Below are 16272 nucleotides of genomic sequence, written 5' to 3'. Positions count from 1 at the left end.
GGTTAATGACGAGAGTCAACTCGCACACTTGAAAATCTCCAATAGCCAAGAGAGAGAGTTAGTCGCGGATAGCAAAAGGCCCGTCATTGACGGGCCTCTTTCAAACCTGACCTTATACCGAACGCGAGGGTTGAACCTGCCCCCTGTTCTCAGGCCGAATCCTGAACCAGATCGCATACATCGCCGGCAGAAACACCAGCGTGATGATGGTGCCAACAAACGTGCCGCCGATCAGCGTGTACGCCAGCGTGCCCCAGAACACCGAGTGGGTCAGCGGAATGAACGCGAGAATCGCCGCCAGCGCGGTCAACAACACTGGCCGCGCCCGTTGCACTGTCGCTTCGACAACGGCATGGAACGGCGCCAGCCCTTCCTGCTCGTTGTGATGGATCTGCCCGATCAGAATCAGCGTGTTGCGCATCAGAATCCCCGACAGCGCAATCAACCCGACCAGCGCATTGATGCCGAATGGCTGGTTGAAGATCAACAGCGTGGGCACCACGCCGATCAAGCCTAACGGCGAGGTAAGGAAGACCATGATCATCGCTGAGATCGAGCGTACCTGGACGATGATGATGAGCAGCGTCATGGCGATCATGATCGGCAGCAACGGCAGGATCGCTTTGCCGGCCTTGCCGGATTCTTCGATGGCGCCCGCCTGCTCAATCCGGTAGCCGGAAGGCAGGTTTTCGATGATCGGCTGCAACTGCTGGATGATCGCACCGGAAACGTCCGGTGGCTGCAAACCTTCGGCGATGTCGCCGCGCACGGTGATGGTCGGCGTGCGATCGCGGCGGCGCAGGATCGGGTCTTCCATGCGCACTTCGACCTGGCCGATCTGCGACAGCGGGATGCGCTGCCCCGCCGCACCGACCAGGGTGAAGCCTTCGATCTGTGCCGGGTCCAGGCGGATATTGCCCGCCGCACGGCCAACGACCTGCACGGAACGGATGTTTTCGCGCACCGCCGTGATCGGCACGCCGCTGAGCAAAAACTGCAACTGCTGGGCGACCGCGCTGGACGTCAGCCCCACCGCCTGCAAGCGATCCTGATTCAGGTTGAAGTGCAGCGTGGGCGTCAACGGCCCCCAGTCAGTGTTGACGGTTCTCATCATCGGGCTGTTCTGCATTACCGCCCTGACCTGCTCGGCGATGTCGCGCAATTTCGCCGGATCAGGCCCCATTACCCGGTAGGCCACCGGAAATGGCGAATACGGGCCAAATACGATCTGCGTCGCCCGAACGCGCGCCTCTGGAGCAAGCCCTGCGGCGACCGCTTCGCGCAAACGCAACTTGAGGGTTTCGCGAGCGTCCTGGTTGTCGGTCAGCACGACGATTTTGGCGAACGACGGATCCGGCAACTCCGGCGCCATTGCCAGGAAAAACCGTGGTGCACCCTGACCGATATAGGCGGTGACGATTTTGGCTTCATCCTGCTTGTGCAGCCAGGCTTCGACTTTGGCCGCCGCGGCGCTGGTCTGCTCGATGGACGTGCCGTAGGGCATCTGCACTTCGATCATCACTTCGGGACGGTCAGAGGTCGGAAAGAACTGCTTCTTCACCAGCCCCATGCCCGGAATCGCAACAGCAAACAGCGCGACCACCGCACCGGCCACCAGCCATTTGCGCGTGATCACCCATGCCAGAACACGCCGGAAACGGTTATAGCGCGGCGTGTCGTAGATTGCCGCGTGCCCGCCTTCGACTTTCTTGATGTCCGGCAACAGCTTCACGCCCAGGTACGGCGTGAAAGCCACGGCGACGACCCACGAAGCAATGAGCGCGATGCCGACAATCCAGAACATGTTGCTGGTGTATTCGCCCGCCGTTGATTGCGCGAATCCGTTGGGCAGAAAGCCAATCGCCGTGACCAGCGTACCGGCCAGCATTGGCGCTGCCGTATGACTCCAGGCATAAGCGGAGGCCTTGATGCGGTCGTAGCCCTCCTCCATCTTCACCACCATCATTTCAATGGCGATGATCGCGTCATCGACCAGCAAGCCGAGCGCCAGAATCAGCGAGCCGAGGGTGATCCGGTCAAAGTTCTTGCCGGTCGCCGCCATCACCACAAACACGATCGCCAAGGTCAAGGGCACCGCCGCTGCCACAACCACGCCGACGCGCCAGCCCATGCTGAGAAAGCACACCAGCATGACCACCAGCAGCGCGACAAAGAACTTGACCATGAACTCGCCAACGGCCGAGTCGATATTCACCGCCTGATCGGTGACTTTCGACAGCGTCATGCCCAAGGGCATTTCTTCGTTGATCCTGACTGTCTCGGCATCCAGCGCCTTGCCCAGATCGAGACCGTTCCAGCCCTCGCGCATGATCACGCCGAGCAATAACGCTTCTTCGCCGTTGTTGCGCACCAGGAAGGTCGCCGGGTCTTCGTAGCCGCGCTCGACCGTGGCCACGTCAGACAGCTTGAGTGTTCGGCCTTGAGCGACAACCGGCGTGTCACGGATTTTCTGCAACGTGTCGAACGCGCCATCGACGCGCAAAAACACCTCTGGCCCTTTGGTTTCGACCGATCCGGCGGGGGTCAGCACGTTTTGATTGTTCAGTGCGGCGAAGATGTCCTGCGGCGACAAGCCCAGCGTCGCCAGCCGATCATGGGAAAACGAAACGAATATCCGCTCGGCCTGCTCGCCGATGATGTTGACCTTTTTCACCCCCGGCACGTGCAACAGGCGCTGGCGTAAAGTTTCCGCGTCGCGCACCAACAAGCGCTGCGGCTCGCCCTTGGCTTTCAAGGCGAACAGCGCGAAGGTCACGTCGGAGAACTCGTCGTTGACCATCGGCCCGATGACACCCGCCGGCAGCCTGATCGCTTCATCATCGAGCTTCTTGCGTGCCTGATAAAACTCTTCCTGCACTTGCGACGGCGGTGTGCTGTCGAGCAACGAGACCATGGTGAACGCCAGTCCCGGACGCGTGTAGGTTTCCGTGCGGTCGTACCACTTCAATTCCTGCAGACGCTTTTCGAGGGGTTCGGCGACCTGATCCTGCATCTCTTGCGCGGTCGCTCCCGGCCACGCGGTGATGACGGTCAGCTGCTTGACCGTGAACGGCGGATCTTCCGCCCGACCCAATTTGAAGAACGACAGGACGCCGGCCACGGCGATCAGAAAAATCAGAAACACCGTGATCGCACGTTGGCGCACGGCGATAGCAGAAAGGTTGAACCGGCCCTCGCTCATGGACGACTCCCGGCAATCTGGCCATCGTCGCGGGCAAGCAAGCGCACTTCTTCGCCATCGCGCAGCAGATGCGCGCCCAGCGCGACAATCGGTTCACCGACGTTGAGCTGGCCAGCGACACGGGCCGAATCATCGCTCAAGCCCAGCACCTCGACCGGCCGCCAGCTCACTGTCGCCGGTGTGCCGGCGATGACCCACACGCCGGGGCCTTTGCCCGGGTCGTAGATCGCGGCGACGGGCACCTTGAGCGCCTGATCTGGCGAAGAACCCTGGGCAATTTCGACGGTGACCGTCGAGCCGATTGGCGCATTGGCCAAACTGCCTTCGAGCACATAGCGCGCCTCGAAAGTACGAGTTGTGCTGTCGGCCGAATCGGAAAGCAGACGCAGTTTTGCGCTGACGGCAGCCGACGTATCGCCATACAGTTTTGCCTGAGCGGTTGAGCCCGGCGCGGGGCGCAAGGTCTCGGGCAGATGGACGATGGCCTCCCGCTGACCGGCCCGCGCCAGCCGCACCACCGGTTGTCCCGGGCTGACGACTTGCCCGGGTTCGGCGAGGGTTTCCACCACCACGCCATCAGCGTCCGCCAGCAAAACCGCGTAACCCGAGGCGTTGCGCGCTACGTCCGCTTGCGCCACAGCGGCATTGAGCTGCGCCCTGGCGGTGTCGGCTGCGGCTTTGAACTGATCGTAGGCCGATGCCGAAATAGCGCCGGCGGCGACGAGTTTGCGATTGCGCGCTTCGTCACCGGCAGTCTGTATGGCTCGGGCGCGAGCGGCGCTCACCGCTTCTTGCTGGGCTCGCGCCTGAAGGCCGAGGTCGATGGGGTCGAGGCGCATCAGTGGCTGGCCGCGCTTGACCGTCTGACCGGTATCAACCAGACGCTCGAGCACCTTGCCCGAAACGCGAAAGCCCAGATCGCCCTGGGTGCGCGCAGCGACGACGCCGGTGAATGATCGAGATCCATTTTCTGCCGGTTGCACCGTTGCCGATCTGACAATCGGCGCCAAGGTACGTGGATCTTTTGCGCTGGAGGAATCCCCGCACGCCGTCAGGGCCAAGGGCAACAAACATACCGCGAGGGGGAAAGGTCGGAGCCGGCGCATGGAATTCCTTCACTGAAATAGGATGATCATCATATTCTCAGTCTTGTGACCAATATCGTCAACAGTCACAGAGTCACCGGCCCGATGTTCAGCGCTGAATCAGAACCGATAGCTGACAGAAGTACCGAGCCCGCTGGCGCTGTTCTTGTATTTCGCGCTGTACGAACCCTTGCCCGCCGAGGTGTCGTTGATCTCGACGCTCTCTTCCCAGAGATACGAATAGGCGACGTCGATGGTGACATTCTCCGCTGGAGTCCAACCGGCGCCGAGGCTGAACACCTTGCGATCGCCTGTCGGAATACGCGGTCCGCGATTGGTGTTGTTCGCCGGAGATTGATCAACCGAGAACCCGGTACGCAGCACCCATTGATTGTTCAACCGGTACGCTGCGCCGATGGCGTGAGCCCAGGTGTCGTGCCAGTTCTGCTCCTCGCTGATCGTGCCCAACTGACCGGCGAGCAATGGCGGCAATCCACTGTTTTCGATGGTCAGCTCTTTGAAGCGACTCCAGCGCGTCCAGGTGCTGCCGGCATACAGCGTCCAGTCGTTGTTCAGTTGATGGGTGACCGAGAAGTCCACCGACTCCGGGGTGTCGACGTCCAGCGAGGCGTCATAGCTGCGACCGCTGACCCCGAGCACGTTGAAGATGCCATCGCTGAGTTTGCTTTTCGCGTCGAGGTGGTAACTGACTTTTGAGTGATAGGTCAGGCCCAGGCGGGTCTGCTCGTTGGCCTGGACCATGACCCCGGCGTTGAAGCCCAGCGCGGTGTCGTCGCCGGTGCTTTTGACTTTGCCGTCGTTGCGCCCGGGGCTCAGCGGATTGGCGACCATCCCCGACAGCTCGCCGCTGATGCGGTTGATGGTTGGGCCGAAGCCGATCGACACCTTGTCGTTGAAGGCATAGCTGATGGTCGGCTGGAACGTCAGCGTGGTGACTTCGCTTTTGTTGGCGTAGTAGCGGCCGGCAAAACCGCTGCCGTAGTCGGTGATCAGGCCAAACGGTACGTAGAACCCCACGCCGAACGCCCAATGCTCGTCGATCGGCTTGACGTAATAGCCCATCGGTACCGTGGTGGTCGGCACCATGTCGCCGTCTTCCTTACCGCCGAACGTGCTGCGGGTCTGGCTGATATCGGACTTCGCGAACAACGTCGCCTGCCCGACGCTGGCCTGCTCGCGCTTGAGCCGCGCCATGCCTGCCGGGTTGCCGAAAACGGTACTGGCGTCTTCCGCCGAGGAAGAGCGACCGGCAAAACCCGATCCCATGCCGCTGACGCTTTGCTCATTGAGCGCGAAACCGCCCGCCAGAACGTTCGACGATGCAAGAACGACAGCCAGCCCCACCGGGTGCTTGAGCATTGTTTTTTTCATTGTGTGGACTCTATGGGTGTCTCGGAAATGGAATACCTGAACTGCGGCGGCCATGTTATCCGAGTGACCATATCAGTCAACAGTCACGTTTTAGGTAATTCATCTTCTGCCCCTGTACGGGCGAGGCGAGATTAGGGGGCGACTGATCCGAGTATTCGGATCAGCAGAGGGTCAAGGCATCAAGCTGCGCAAGATGAGGTTCGAAGTCAGCGTGGGCGCCACTTCGATGAAATCGAGGTTGTGTTGCAGCATCAGTGGATTGACGAAGGGCCGCAGCGCCAAGTGGATCGATTCGACCGTCTCGTCCAGCGGCGTCCTGCGCTCGAACTCACCGGCCTCGCGACCATCGCGGACAATGTCGGTGATAAAGCGCTTGATCTGCGCATCGTAACGCTGCGCACTTGGCCAGTTCTCACCCGCTGCAAACGCGGCAATGTCGTAGAGTTTGCGATCGTTGAAGAACAGGTTCACGCCCGTAGCGATCACGGTTTTCACCAAACGGCGGAAACGCTCGGTAGGCGTCAGGTCTTCCTCGTTTATCGCCTGCTCGACCGCCGCAACGATCTGTCCCAGACAGTTCGCGCAGATAGCTTCGCCAATCGCCTGCTTGGAATCGAAGAATTTGTAGATGTACGCCTTGGAGAAACCGATGGCCTTGGCCAGATCGGACACCGTGGTCTTGGCGTAGCCGTACTGGCTGAAATGCTCGTTGGCCGCCGCGACAATCTGATCACGAATGTCGTGATCGACGGGACCACGCGGGCCGGGGAAGGATGGGGAAACTGAGGACTGATTCATGTCGGCAGCTTACTCACCCGCCCGCCGACTGACAACGTGTGACACATTTCAATACCACTATCCACCCACTGTGGGAGCGAGCCTGCTCGCGAAGACGCCCGCCCAATCGACGAAGAACCTCAGTCGAACCCTACCCCTCCAAACGCCTCGGATAGCAAAGCTTAATCCCTGTTCGCTCGGCCGAAGGATTGAGTATTGCCTCCGTGGACTTGCCTATGTCCATGATGTGCAAGACCTCCACGCCTCGGCTCAGCAGGTAATCGGCAACTATCCGACGATGGCAGCGCCACCAGACAGCCTCCGAGCACATGATCGCGCAGCGTCTGCTGTCGCTGAGCCGCAACAGTTTATTCAGCCCCTGTTCAAACTCGTCCGAAAAGGCGTAGTCCGCATAGTTGTGGAAGCTGCGGTTGTCCCAGAATGCGTTGACCTCATCCGGCACGGTTTTCGATTTCTTGCGCAAGCCGCCGAGGCTGGCGATCTGGTAATGCTGGATGTCAGATTCGGCGAGCAGGTCTGGCAACACATCGAGGTTGTACTGCGGATTGGTCCGCGAGCGCGGCACGGTGCGGATGTCCACCACGGCGTTAACGTCGAAACTTTTCAGCATCTGGATGAAGACGTCGATTGGCCGGGTGGAATGGCCAATGGTGAAAATGACTGTGCTCATTGGCTGGGCTTGCTGATTGCGGAAAACTTCATTCGAGAGCAGCCGTGCAGCAACATCCCGACAATGATCAACGCCCCGGCGCGCAACCACGTTTCCCAGCCCTGCTGACTGAGCAGCACCAGACACGAGACGATCGCAAGCACCGGGACAAAGGTCGGCACGCGAAAGTGATCCTCCTCGACCCTGTCGCGACGAAGCACCAGCACCGCCACATTGGTACTCAGAAACACGAACAACAACAGCAATACGACGGTCTCTGCCAGCGTTGCCAAAGTACCAGTGAGCGTCAGCGCAATCGCTACCAGGGTGGTTGCAACAATGGCAGCCCACGGGGTTTTTCGTTCAGGCAGCACCGCACCCAAAGCGCCCGGCAACAGCCCAAGGTTGGCCATGCCATAGGTCAATCGACTGGCCATGATCATGGTTAACAGCGCACCGTTGGCGACAGCGATCAGCGCAATGAAGGAGAAGAGTGTCGGTGGAATTTGGAGGGTCGATGCGCGGACAACTTCGAGCAAAGGCGCCGACGTGGCGACCAACTTCTCGGTAGGCAACACCGAAGAAGCCGCCACGCCCACCGCCATGTAAACAACGCCAGCCGTAATCAAAGCCGCGAACAAGGCGCGCGGGTAGACCTTGCGCACGTCCTTGATTTCCTCGGCGAGATTGGCCGAGGTTTCGAAGCCTACGAAGGAATAGAAAGCCAACAACGCCGCCCCCAACACCGCCAGCATGGGACTGACGCCCGGCTTGAACGTGAGCGTCCGCCCCAGATCCGCCTCGCCTGTGCGGAAATACCAGACCGCAGCCACGATCACCAGAATCAACCCGGACAGCTCAATCACGGTCATCACCAGATTCGCCCCAAGCGACTCCTTGATCCCCCGCGCGTTGAGCAGGCCGATAGCCAGAAGAAACACCAGGGCGGCAATCTGCGGCGATACGTCGACGAAGGCGTTGAGGTAATCACCGGCAAACGCCAGCGACAAACCCGCAGCGCTGGTGACCGCAGCCGCCAGCATGCAGAAACCGACCAGGAAGGAAATGAGCGGCGACTTGAACGCCTTTTCCGCGAACACCGAAGCCGCGCCGGCGTGGGGATATTTGGTCACCAACTCCGCGTAGGAACCTGCCGTCAACATGGCGAAGAACAATGCGATCAGCAGCGGCACCCAAATCGCGCCGCCCACTTCCCCCGCGATCGTTCCGGCGAGTGCGTAAACACCCGCGCCGAGTACATCGCCGAGAATGAACAGAAACAGCATCGGGAAAGTGATAGCCCGGCGCAGAGAAGTTTTATCAGTGGGAGCCGTCACGGTCATTCCTTGGTTCAGGTGTGGAGGAGCTGGAGGGTTGTCACCTCAAACAATGGAAATGGCGCCGAAAGCAAAGTTCAAAATCTGTGATGGGGCTTGTCGGCACGGCGCTATAAACATTGCCAACTCGACACCTGTGGGAGCGAGCCTGCTCGCGAAGACCCCGGCCCGATCAACACAAATAATCAGCCAAAACCAATTCCCTAAACACCGCGTTTAAAAGCGATAGCCAGACTGTTCCAGCAAGCTACAACGCCTTGCGCCATTGCCTACGACTACGCCAGAATCCGCCGGCTTGTGCGCCTCGGGCCGGGGTTCTATCGTTGGCCGGTCACTGAAAAACAGTGATCGGGTTTGGTAGCCCGCTTTCCACATGGCGCATAACGTCATCCTATGCAGATGCTTTCGCATCGGTTTTATGGTGGCCATGCGCAGGGCGTTTTCGAGCGCGCCGGTTTTTCCATGTGGGCCGGTCTACCAACCTTCGTATGGCCACCACCCTTCGTTTGGTAGCGAGAGTGATGGCTCCCTTGGTCACATATGGAGCTTCACCATGTTCAAAGTAACGCCCAACCCGCCACAGTCAGACGCAACCTCCCCCTACGAATCCCTCGACTCAAAAAAACTCCACGAAGCCGCCGACCGCGCCCTCGACCACTACCTCAAACCCACCGACACCCTCAAAACCCCGCCCTACCAAACCAGCAGCATGTTCCTCGCCAACCCGAAAACCGCGACTGAAGAATTGCTGGTCAACGCCAGCGAATCGCTGGGCTCGGCTTCGGTGATGTTGAGTGATGTGATCGGGATGGTTGAAGGATCTGCGCGCAAGACACTGCAAGGTATCGCGCAGGTAGTGATGCTCGGCGAGCTCGCGGTTAATCAGGCGTTGGATAACGTCGTGCCGGTGGAGTAAGCATTCGCCTCGGTCTGGCGGCGGTCATTTCCTGCTGACTCGCCGCCGTTCGTTGCGTTAATCTCCACGACCTGAAAAAACGCCTTAAGCCTCAAGAATGGAGGCTGTAACTACACAACAAGGATGACGAATGACTCCCTCCGCTCGACTGGGCGACAAGCACGTCTGCCCACTGCCCGGTCATGCTACAACACCGATCGCATCTGCCAGCGGTGATGTGAACATCAATTTCATGGGGTCTGCTCGGGTTGGTGACACCTGCGGCTGTGGCGCTGTAATCACCACTGGCTTTCCATCTATCCAAGTGAACGGACGGCCGATGGCTCACTTGGGCAGTCCCACCAGCCATGGTGGAACGATCATAACCGGCTCAGGCAATGTGGGCGGCGGCTTCGTAATGGGCGATGCGGGTGGCGCAACCATCATCAATTTCATGGCCCTTGGAGCATTTCGTCCTGACGGAACAGTGGACGACCAGAAGATGGCCACATTGCTCGCCGATCCAAAGCTGAAAGAAAAAGCTGTTGCCGCCAACGCGCTGGTAACTCCCCAAGCCGCCTCGAAAAAACCAGACTTAAAGCCTGAACCCCAACCTCCAAAGACATGCAAAGACCCGGACATGATGGAGCAGGTAGCCACCTACATCGCCGGAGAGATGAACCGAAATATCAACCATCCATCGATTCTCAAAATGAAACAGCTCAATAGCTTCGACGCCGCAGCGGAGAATGCGAAGTTTCAAAAGCTACCTTGGTATGCGCGCCTTTCACCGCCGAATTTTCAGGCGATGCAACTAGGTAATACCGTTACAGCAATGGCACTTTGGACTGAGCGCGTCGGACAGAACAGACCTTGGGATCATAAAGTCACGATTGGGCAACAGTTCGGTGGCGCATGGCAGAAGCATGGTCAGCTCGACTACTTTTACGACATCTGGTCCAACATCCACTATGGCTACGTGGGACGCGCGGGTGGCCTCACCGAAAGCGCTCTTCTGGACGGTGCCGGCCTCGAGCAGATTGCGTCAGACTCCATCAGGAAAATTCAGAAGTGGGACGAGCGAAAAGGTCCTCACCGCTCAGCTGATATTGAAGGGCTGCGCGCGTGGGATGACATTGGCGATCGGGTCTCGATCAGTATCGGCATCAAATTGTACAAGCAGCATCCTACCGGTGGAGTAACCGCAAAAATGCTCATGGACGAAGTCCTGGCGCTACCACGTTCAAGCTGGGGAGACGGCACGCGTGATCATGTCTGCAAATAAACCGAAACGGCGTATCTGGCGCTGGGCAGGAGCACTCTTGGTTGCTCCCATCATCCTCTGGTACGTCGCCACTCCCCAAGTGAGCTTTCATTTTTCTGACAAGGGACAGGGGCGCCTCGGTTACATCCTGAACGTTCAGCACGAGATTTCAAAGGGCGAGATCTACCCGGGTGAAACCACGGGAGGCGCCGGACACATTTTTCCTAGTGATCAGTTCTTTATGGAGTTTGATTGGAATAACGCAGGGAAAGCGCACTGTGTTCGGGTTAAGCCGAAGTGGCCAAGTACGGATGTGTATATCGGGGCAGACGGTGGTCTTGATGGGCGTACGGATGGTGAAGTTATCGAAACTTGTGGCGCATTTCCAAGTTGAAAATACCCGGTTTCGCAGCAGGCCCGTAACGGAAGAGCTGCCCGTCGGCGATGAATAACGGCTGCCGGTTACAGGAGATCAATGGAGCCTTGAATATGGCTGAACATAGAAGGAAGAAAACTGTTGTCTGATACCAATGACCTCATTTCCCTGCATCTGGATAAGGCGGCGGCGCAACTGCGTGCCGAGGCGCTTGAGCAAAACCGAGCCCTCCACCTGGAGCTGGAAGAGCTCAAGACGTCGAGCGCTCGTCTGCTCTACGAAGTCCAAAGCCAGATCGGCAATGCCGAAGCGAAGGTCTCCGAGCGGGCCATTGAGAAGACGTTGTCGATTCTTCAGCACATCAAGCAGTGGATTCTCGCGGTCGGAACCTTCATCACCCTGCTATTGGCCGTGGGAGCATTCTTCGGCTACAAGAACCTTACTGATAGCCTGACTAACACCTTCACAAATAAAGTTGATCGGTGGTTACGCTTCGAGGATGGCAATAGCGATGAAAGCAAGGCTCTTGATGCAATGCGCACCCAAGCGCTGCTGGACGCCTACACGGTGCGTTTCGCTCGTGAGCATCTGAATGGGCGTGGTGGTTCATTTTCGCTGACAGAAGCTGAGCGGCAGCGTCTGCTCGCCATCCTTCAGGATCCTTCATCGGATGTCGGACAGTTCTCCGACGCCTTGACCATCCTTACGCGTAGTCGCGGCCTATTCGCACCATCCTGGACAGAGGACCCGACCGGCAAAATTCTTACACAATTGGTTAACGACTCATCCTTGGGGCAGCGGAAGCAGGGACTGTTGCTGGAGCGGCTCAAGGTCGACCGCGCTTTCCTCCCGTTTTCGCGCAATATCATCGCTGACGCCGATTACGACTGGTCGATGAAGATGCTGGCATTCGATAACCTCAAACTGTTCGACGCCCCCAAAGCCTTGACGTTCGCCGAAGCCAATGTGGGGACGGTGGACCGGTATTATCGCTCCAAGCTGGCGCTCTATATTGCGCAGAAGACAGGGTCCTATGCGGCGGTGAATGAATATGCGCAGTTCCTGCGCAAGACCAAGCCCGAGTTCTGGCAGTCCGATCTTCTGGGACTCGTAGGAGGCCTGGGTGAAATCTTGCCGAGTACCGGGGAGCTGCCATTAGACGATATCAGCACCCTGATCGGTGATAGCGTGCTGTTGGGGGCAGGCATTCGTTTGACAGATATGTTTGACGGCAGACGCTTAGCGCTTGAGCTGGATGGAGGCTACGCAACGCTGGCCGAAGCTGGCCGCTGGCTGAATGACCCACTCGTGATTGGTGCGATAGTTCGACATCGGCCACTTTCACCTGACTGGCTGTCCACGGTAGTTTCGTTCTTCCAGGTTGAGGATCAAGGCTACGAACTGGCGACACTGCAGCTCTCGCTTCGAGGCAAAGACCGCCTGCTGACCCAGCAGGGTGCCCTCGGCGCCAGCGACGTACGTGGCCAAGTGTGGTTGAGGGTCGAAACCGTTCCAGAGGGGCATCGGCTCAGCGCGACCTGGCGTGATGCGAATACAGGGCGGATATCGACAAGCGTGATCGAATCCCCCCAGCTCTTGCCGCAGAGCCTTTTTCAACTGTCATTTGATCCCAAGTTGTTGAAAAGCCTGACCTATCAATCGCGCACCTACGAAGACTTCCTTTGATTTGAAGTGCCCTCAGCCTCGAGGAGCCAAGGGGTCGGCGAGTTATCAGCGAGTATAGCTATCAGGGCATGACAGCCAAGCGAGTCGCACACCACCGGCATAGGTATCGTGGCCGTAGCCAAACGAATCAGCCTTACACCCGGAATGTGAATGCCGCCATGCCGGGCGTGAGGACCAACGATATCGACAAGGTTTGAAAGGGAATTCAAACACAACTCCATAACGTGGCGATGCGGCGGTTAAACATCTGGTATCGGATGATCAAGCAAAAAGTCAGGAGGATCGTGCAACAGCCCTCCTCCGCTCGTAAGTCACACTTCAGATGAGGCCCGAGGTACTTGCGGCCTATCCATGTCCCGCGCCAACGATTCTTTGCCAATGCCCCATATGTCGGGGAACGCAACTAGCGGCTTACAGATAACAACAACGGCCCATCCAACTCGACGGGGCTCATCGGACAGATTAAGGAGCACAGGAAATGACGTTTGTTCAACGCCTCTCTACAGCGCTAGCACTGGTCCTCACTACACTCATTGCAGGGCCGGCGCCCGCCGTGGCCAGCGAACCGACTACGGAACGCAACCGCCAATTCATTGCGCAAGCGTTCAACCAGTGGGCTCAAGGCGGCCGGACGTTCTTCACAGATGTGCTGGCTCCCGATGTGATCTGGACAATCAAGGGGACGAGCCCTTCGGCGGGCACTTATCGCGGCCGGGATGACTTCCTGAAACGCGCAGTTCAACCCTTCGCAAAACGGCTCGCCTCGCCCGTCCGCCCGACGGTGACGGATATCTGGGCTGAAGGCGATGACGTCGTTGTGCACTGGAACGGCACCGCCACCGCAGCCGACGGCGCGCCTTATCGCAACAGCTACGTATGGATCATGCGCATGCAAAATCTGCAGGCAGTTGAGGTCACTGCCTTTCTCGATCTGGTGCCTTATGACGACGTTATCAGGCGAATTCCGCTTGAAGCTGGCGATGTTGAATAGATAAGCCCGCCACAATCGGCTGAAGGTTCTGCTTGTAGGAAGCTGCGAGATATTACGCAGGTGGACATGTCAGCGAATGTCTGCTTTCGGCCAAAAGCGGCCCTTGGACAACCTGATGGCGAAACAGTAGCTTATGCAGCGAGACTGACAAGAAACACTCGGCAGCGGGACTTACTTCCCATACCGTGTTTCACTTGAAGGATGTTAAGAAATGGGACCGAAAACCGAAGAACTGATCTGCGTTCTTGATCAGCTTGCAGCAATGCTTGAGAGCGATGGAGATACTCACTGGAGCCTGTGGATGCGTAAGGCAAGAGCACGCTTAATGGAGTCTGATTACTCCGGAATTGAGTACCTACAGTCAGCCTATGGCGGAATGGGCTCATTCAATGATCTCATTCTTGGTCAAAGCCATGACAATGGCGTTCTTTGCTGGAAGCCGGGCCATGTTGAGCTAAACGAAAGGTTCGACGGATTACGCAATGAAGCCGCGAAGCTCTCCGATTTCATAAAGCGAAATATATAGAGGGGCGCGGTTATCAAACTACGTTATTCAAAGGGGTCAGGCCGGCCACCGGCGCATGTCACTTTGATCAGCTCCGTAGACTCAGTATCGGGCAATCTGGTGTTTGCCTACACGGAAGTCGGGGAGCACAGAGTGCATTACACATCACATGCCGAGCTGTTGTGCATGCTCAACATCCTTTTGCGTCAGCGCGTGCCCTTTGCTGTCGGAGGCATGCTCCCGGGACCTGCCGACGAAGTCGAGATGTTAATAGCGAACGAAGTACTTGAAGGCCCCTACATAGAACTGTCCTGGTCCGGCCCCCAGCAATGGACTCTGCGCGAAATCGACTCCACCACTGCTGAATGGCAGCCAGTGCCTGATGCTCAAAGTATGGCGAATGTGTCATTCGATCCGAAGTCCCTGGAACGCTCTGGCTGAATTGGCTAAGAAATTAATACAAGATCGGGCAGTTCTTCGCTACTGGCCGCAATCGCCTGCGGTCGCGACAGACAGCATTGGGTCGATGTCTGCCCTTCGCGACGGGCAGACATCGGCCAAAAGGAGTCAGTCAGATGCGTCTAGGAAATTAGGGGCGTTTCACCTAGCCACCGGAGAACAAATGCCAGTTGGCTAGGGATGAAGGATCATAAATGGTGCTATGTTGGCTCAATATCGTCAATTAGCCCTACAGGTAAGCCATTTTCTCCAGTAGAGCTGTAATGAGCCACGATGTACGTTTTATATCTGTTAACAAAGGTATCAGGCACATCGTTATCAACCAGTATAATTTGGCACGGTACTTCTTTCGCTTCAGCTCGATTGGCGACTGACAAAAGGTATTCGTACATATTCTGATACTTTAGCGGATCAGAAATTCCTTCGCGTGCATCATCAGCAGCATCTGTTTGATCTTGGTACTTCTGCTTAGTTGTTTTCCCCAAATACTTGCCAACGGTATCTATCATTAGAAGTCGAGGGTGGTTTACTTCCGAATCTATCGCAGATTCAAGAATGCTAATTAGTAAGCCTACAGAAGCAATGGTCCTAAGACCTCCAGAAGTGATGTTGAGATATTCTCTATCCCTGATTACCGGTGCAAAGCTTCTGGCACTCACGCTGATGCCTTCCTGTCTTTTTATATTAACTTTTTTCAGGTAGCTTTTGAGGTAATCAGACAGCTCCGAAAGTATCTCTGCAACGCTCGGCGCGCTCTGCTTCAGCTCTGCCAGTCTCTCATCTAGCTGCCTAATGACGAGCAATACGTTTTCATATGCGTCGTGAATTTTTCGCTGCTGGTTGCGAACCTTAATACTATTTACTAGATGATTCCGAGACTCTTGCCGGGATGCCAGCTCTCTAACCAAAGAGTCTCGCTGAGTGAGATACGGTGTGACCATCGCCTCATTTTCAGTGTCGAGCATCTCTCTTGCTTTAATAATGTCTGAACTAATTGCAGTATAGTCTTTGGATAGTTCTCGAGACTTGAAGGAAAGCTCATCTATAAGGATCTGTATGCTCTTCTTCTTTTTCTGGATTGAACTTAGCTCGGCAGATAAAGAGCTTGCCTCATAGGTTTGGAACGCCTCATCATTGGAAGCAACATTAATAGGTGTGTCGCAAATAGGACACGGATTGGCCGAATGGTTCACTTCGCCTATCTTGACTGGGCATGCAAGATTCCATTAATCTTAGCAATATCATTTTCGTAGTCATTTTTTAGGCGAGAATAGCTTTCTATTTGCGCTCTTGTTTTGCTTATCGATAAGGCAGTGGATTTTTCATTTAACGACAGCTCGTTGAATATTGCCTTTAGTTCTGAATGATTTGATGAGTTGGCTACCATCGTGCGGTTAAGTCGTTCCAATTCGACCTGGAGATCTGCTATAACCTTGTCAATCTCATCGATAGCGTCGTCAATTGAGGTTCTGCTGTCGTAATCGGTTTCGCGAAGAAACTCCGAGACCGAATTGTATTTACTTAGAATAGCCTTGCTTTCTTTGGTGCGCGAAGCGATCTCAACTTCAAGTTCAGCTATGCTCGAGTCCAATACGTTGAACATGTACTTTAGGACTTCGCGATTGCGTGTAGC

The 16272-nt window shown here is 56.8% G+C and carries 14 protein-coding genes and 1 pseudogene; 7 read left to right on the top strand and 8 right to left on the bottom strand.

The annotated features are described in order from the left end of the window. Nucleotides 1-112 precede the first annotated feature (112 nt). The 6 genes from F8N49_RS16020 to F8N49_RS15995 all read right to left on the bottom strand — a co-directional run bounded on the left by F8N49_RS16020 (nucleotide 113) and on the right by F8N49_RS15995 (nucleotide 8469). A complete protein-coding gene (locus F8N49_RS16020; RefSeq protein WP_151551893.1) occupies nucleotides 113-3202 on the bottom strand; it encodes an efflux RND transporter permease subunit in 3090 nt (1029 codons plus the stop codon). Then, nucleotides 3199-4308: an efflux RND transporter periplasmic adaptor subunit gene (locus F8N49_RS16015; protein WP_122750725.1), complete on the bottom strand. Its 1110-nt coding sequence runs from the start codon at nucleotides 4306-4308 to the stop codon at nucleotides 3199-3201. The genes F8N49_RS16020 and F8N49_RS16015 overlap by 4 nt, the downstream gene beginning before the upstream one ends. 99 nt (nucleotides 4309-4407) lie before the next feature. Next, the gene (locus tag F8N49_RS16010) at nucleotides 4408-5679 is read right to left on the bottom strand and encodes an OmpP1/FadL family transporter (RefSeq protein ID WP_151551892.1); all 1272 of its coding nucleotides are present in this window, start codon (nucleotides 5677-5679) and stop codon (nucleotides 4408-4410) included. 171 nt (nucleotides 5680-5850) lie between these two features. Further along, entirely contained in the window at nucleotides 5851-6477 is a 627-nt protein-coding gene (locus F8N49_RS16005; RefSeq protein ID WP_071171985.1) for a TetR/AcrR family transcriptional regulator, read from the bottom strand. Nucleotides 6478-6607: 130 nt separating this feature from the next. Further along, a complete protein-coding gene (locus tag F8N49_RS16000; protein WP_122708095.1) occupies nucleotides 6608-7147 on the bottom strand; it encodes a DUF488 family protein in 540 nt (179 codons plus the stop codon). Further along, nucleotides 7144-8469, bottom strand: a complete 1326-nt coding sequence (locus F8N49_RS15995) for an APC family permease (protein WP_151551891.1) — start codon at nucleotides 8467-8469, stop codon at nucleotides 7144-7146. Before F8N49_RS15995 ends, F8N49_RS16000 begins: the two co-directional genes overlap by 4 nt. A 547-nt stretch (nucleotides 8470-9016) precedes the next feature. Here F8N49_RS15995 and F8N49_RS15990 point away from each other — a divergent pair. The 7 genes from F8N49_RS15990 (at nucleotide 9017) to F8N49_RS15960 (ending at nucleotide 14621) form a co-directional block, all read left to right on the top strand. After that, nucleotides 9017-9379, top strand: a complete 363-nt coding sequence (locus F8N49_RS15990) for a DUF6124 family protein (RefSeq protein ID WP_151551890.1) — start codon at nucleotides 9017-9019, stop codon at nucleotides 9377-9379. A 130-nt stretch (nucleotides 9380-9509) separates the two neighbouring features. After that, a complete protein-coding gene (locus F8N49_RS15985; RefSeq protein WP_151551889.1) occupies nucleotides 9510-10643 on the top strand; it encodes a polymorphic toxin type 44 domain-containing protein in 1134 nt (377 codons plus the stop codon). Continuing rightward, entirely contained in the window at nucleotides 10630-11016 is a 387-nt protein-coding gene (locus F8N49_RS15980) for a hypothetical protein (protein WP_071171982.1), read from the top strand. The genes F8N49_RS15985 and F8N49_RS15980 overlap by 14 nt, the downstream gene beginning before the upstream one ends. Nucleotides 11017-11139: 123 nt before the next feature. Then, nucleotides 11140-12684, top strand: coding sequence for a hypothetical protein (locus tag F8N49_RS15975; RefSeq protein WP_071171981.1), 1545 nt, complete (start codon nucleotides 11140-11142; stop codon nucleotides 12682-12684). Between the two features lie 478 nt (nucleotides 12685-13162). After that, complete coding sequence (locus tag F8N49_RS15970; protein WP_071171980.1) at nucleotides 13163-13675, top strand: nuclear transport factor 2 family protein; 513 nt, start codon at nucleotides 13163-13165, stop codon at nucleotides 13673-13675. A 211-nt stretch (nucleotides 13676-13886) separates the two neighbouring features. Further along, nucleotides 13887-14201, top strand: a complete 315-nt coding sequence (locus F8N49_RS15965) for a hypothetical protein (protein ID WP_125926804.1) — start codon at nucleotides 13887-13889, stop codon at nucleotides 14199-14201. Between the two features lie 165 nt (nucleotides 14202-14366). Beyond that, nucleotides 14367-14621 carry a hypothetical protein gene (locus F8N49_RS15960; RefSeq protein ID WP_223631564.1) on the top strand — a complete coding sequence of 85 codons (255 nt, stop codon included), beginning with the start codon at nucleotides 14367-14369 and terminating at the stop codon, nucleotides 14619-14621. A 218-nt stretch (nucleotides 14622-14839) separates the two neighbouring features. Here the strand turns inward: F8N49_RS15960 and F8N49_RS15955 are convergent, their stop codons facing one another. Both F8N49_RS15955 and F8N49_RS15950 read right to left on the bottom strand, forming a co-directional pair. Beyond that, nucleotides 14840-15832, bottom strand: a complete 993-nt coding sequence (locus F8N49_RS15955; RefSeq protein WP_218574857.1) for a hypothetical protein — start codon at nucleotides 15830-15832, stop codon at nucleotides 14840-14842. A gap of 5 nt (nucleotides 15833-15837) precedes the next feature. Further along, nucleotides 15838-16272, bottom strand: a pseudogene (locus F8N49_RS15950) (exonuclease SbcC); the annotation flags it as partial.

The sequence above is a fragment of the Pseudomonas sp. GXM4 genome (assembly GCF_008923895.1).
GTDB lineage: Bacteria > Pseudomonadota > Gammaproteobacteria > Pseudomonadales > Pseudomonadaceae > Aquipseudomonas > Aquipseudomonas atacamensis.
The sequence above is the reverse complement of the archived record's forward strand: the minus strand, read 5'-3'. Positions and strand labels throughout refer to the sequence as shown.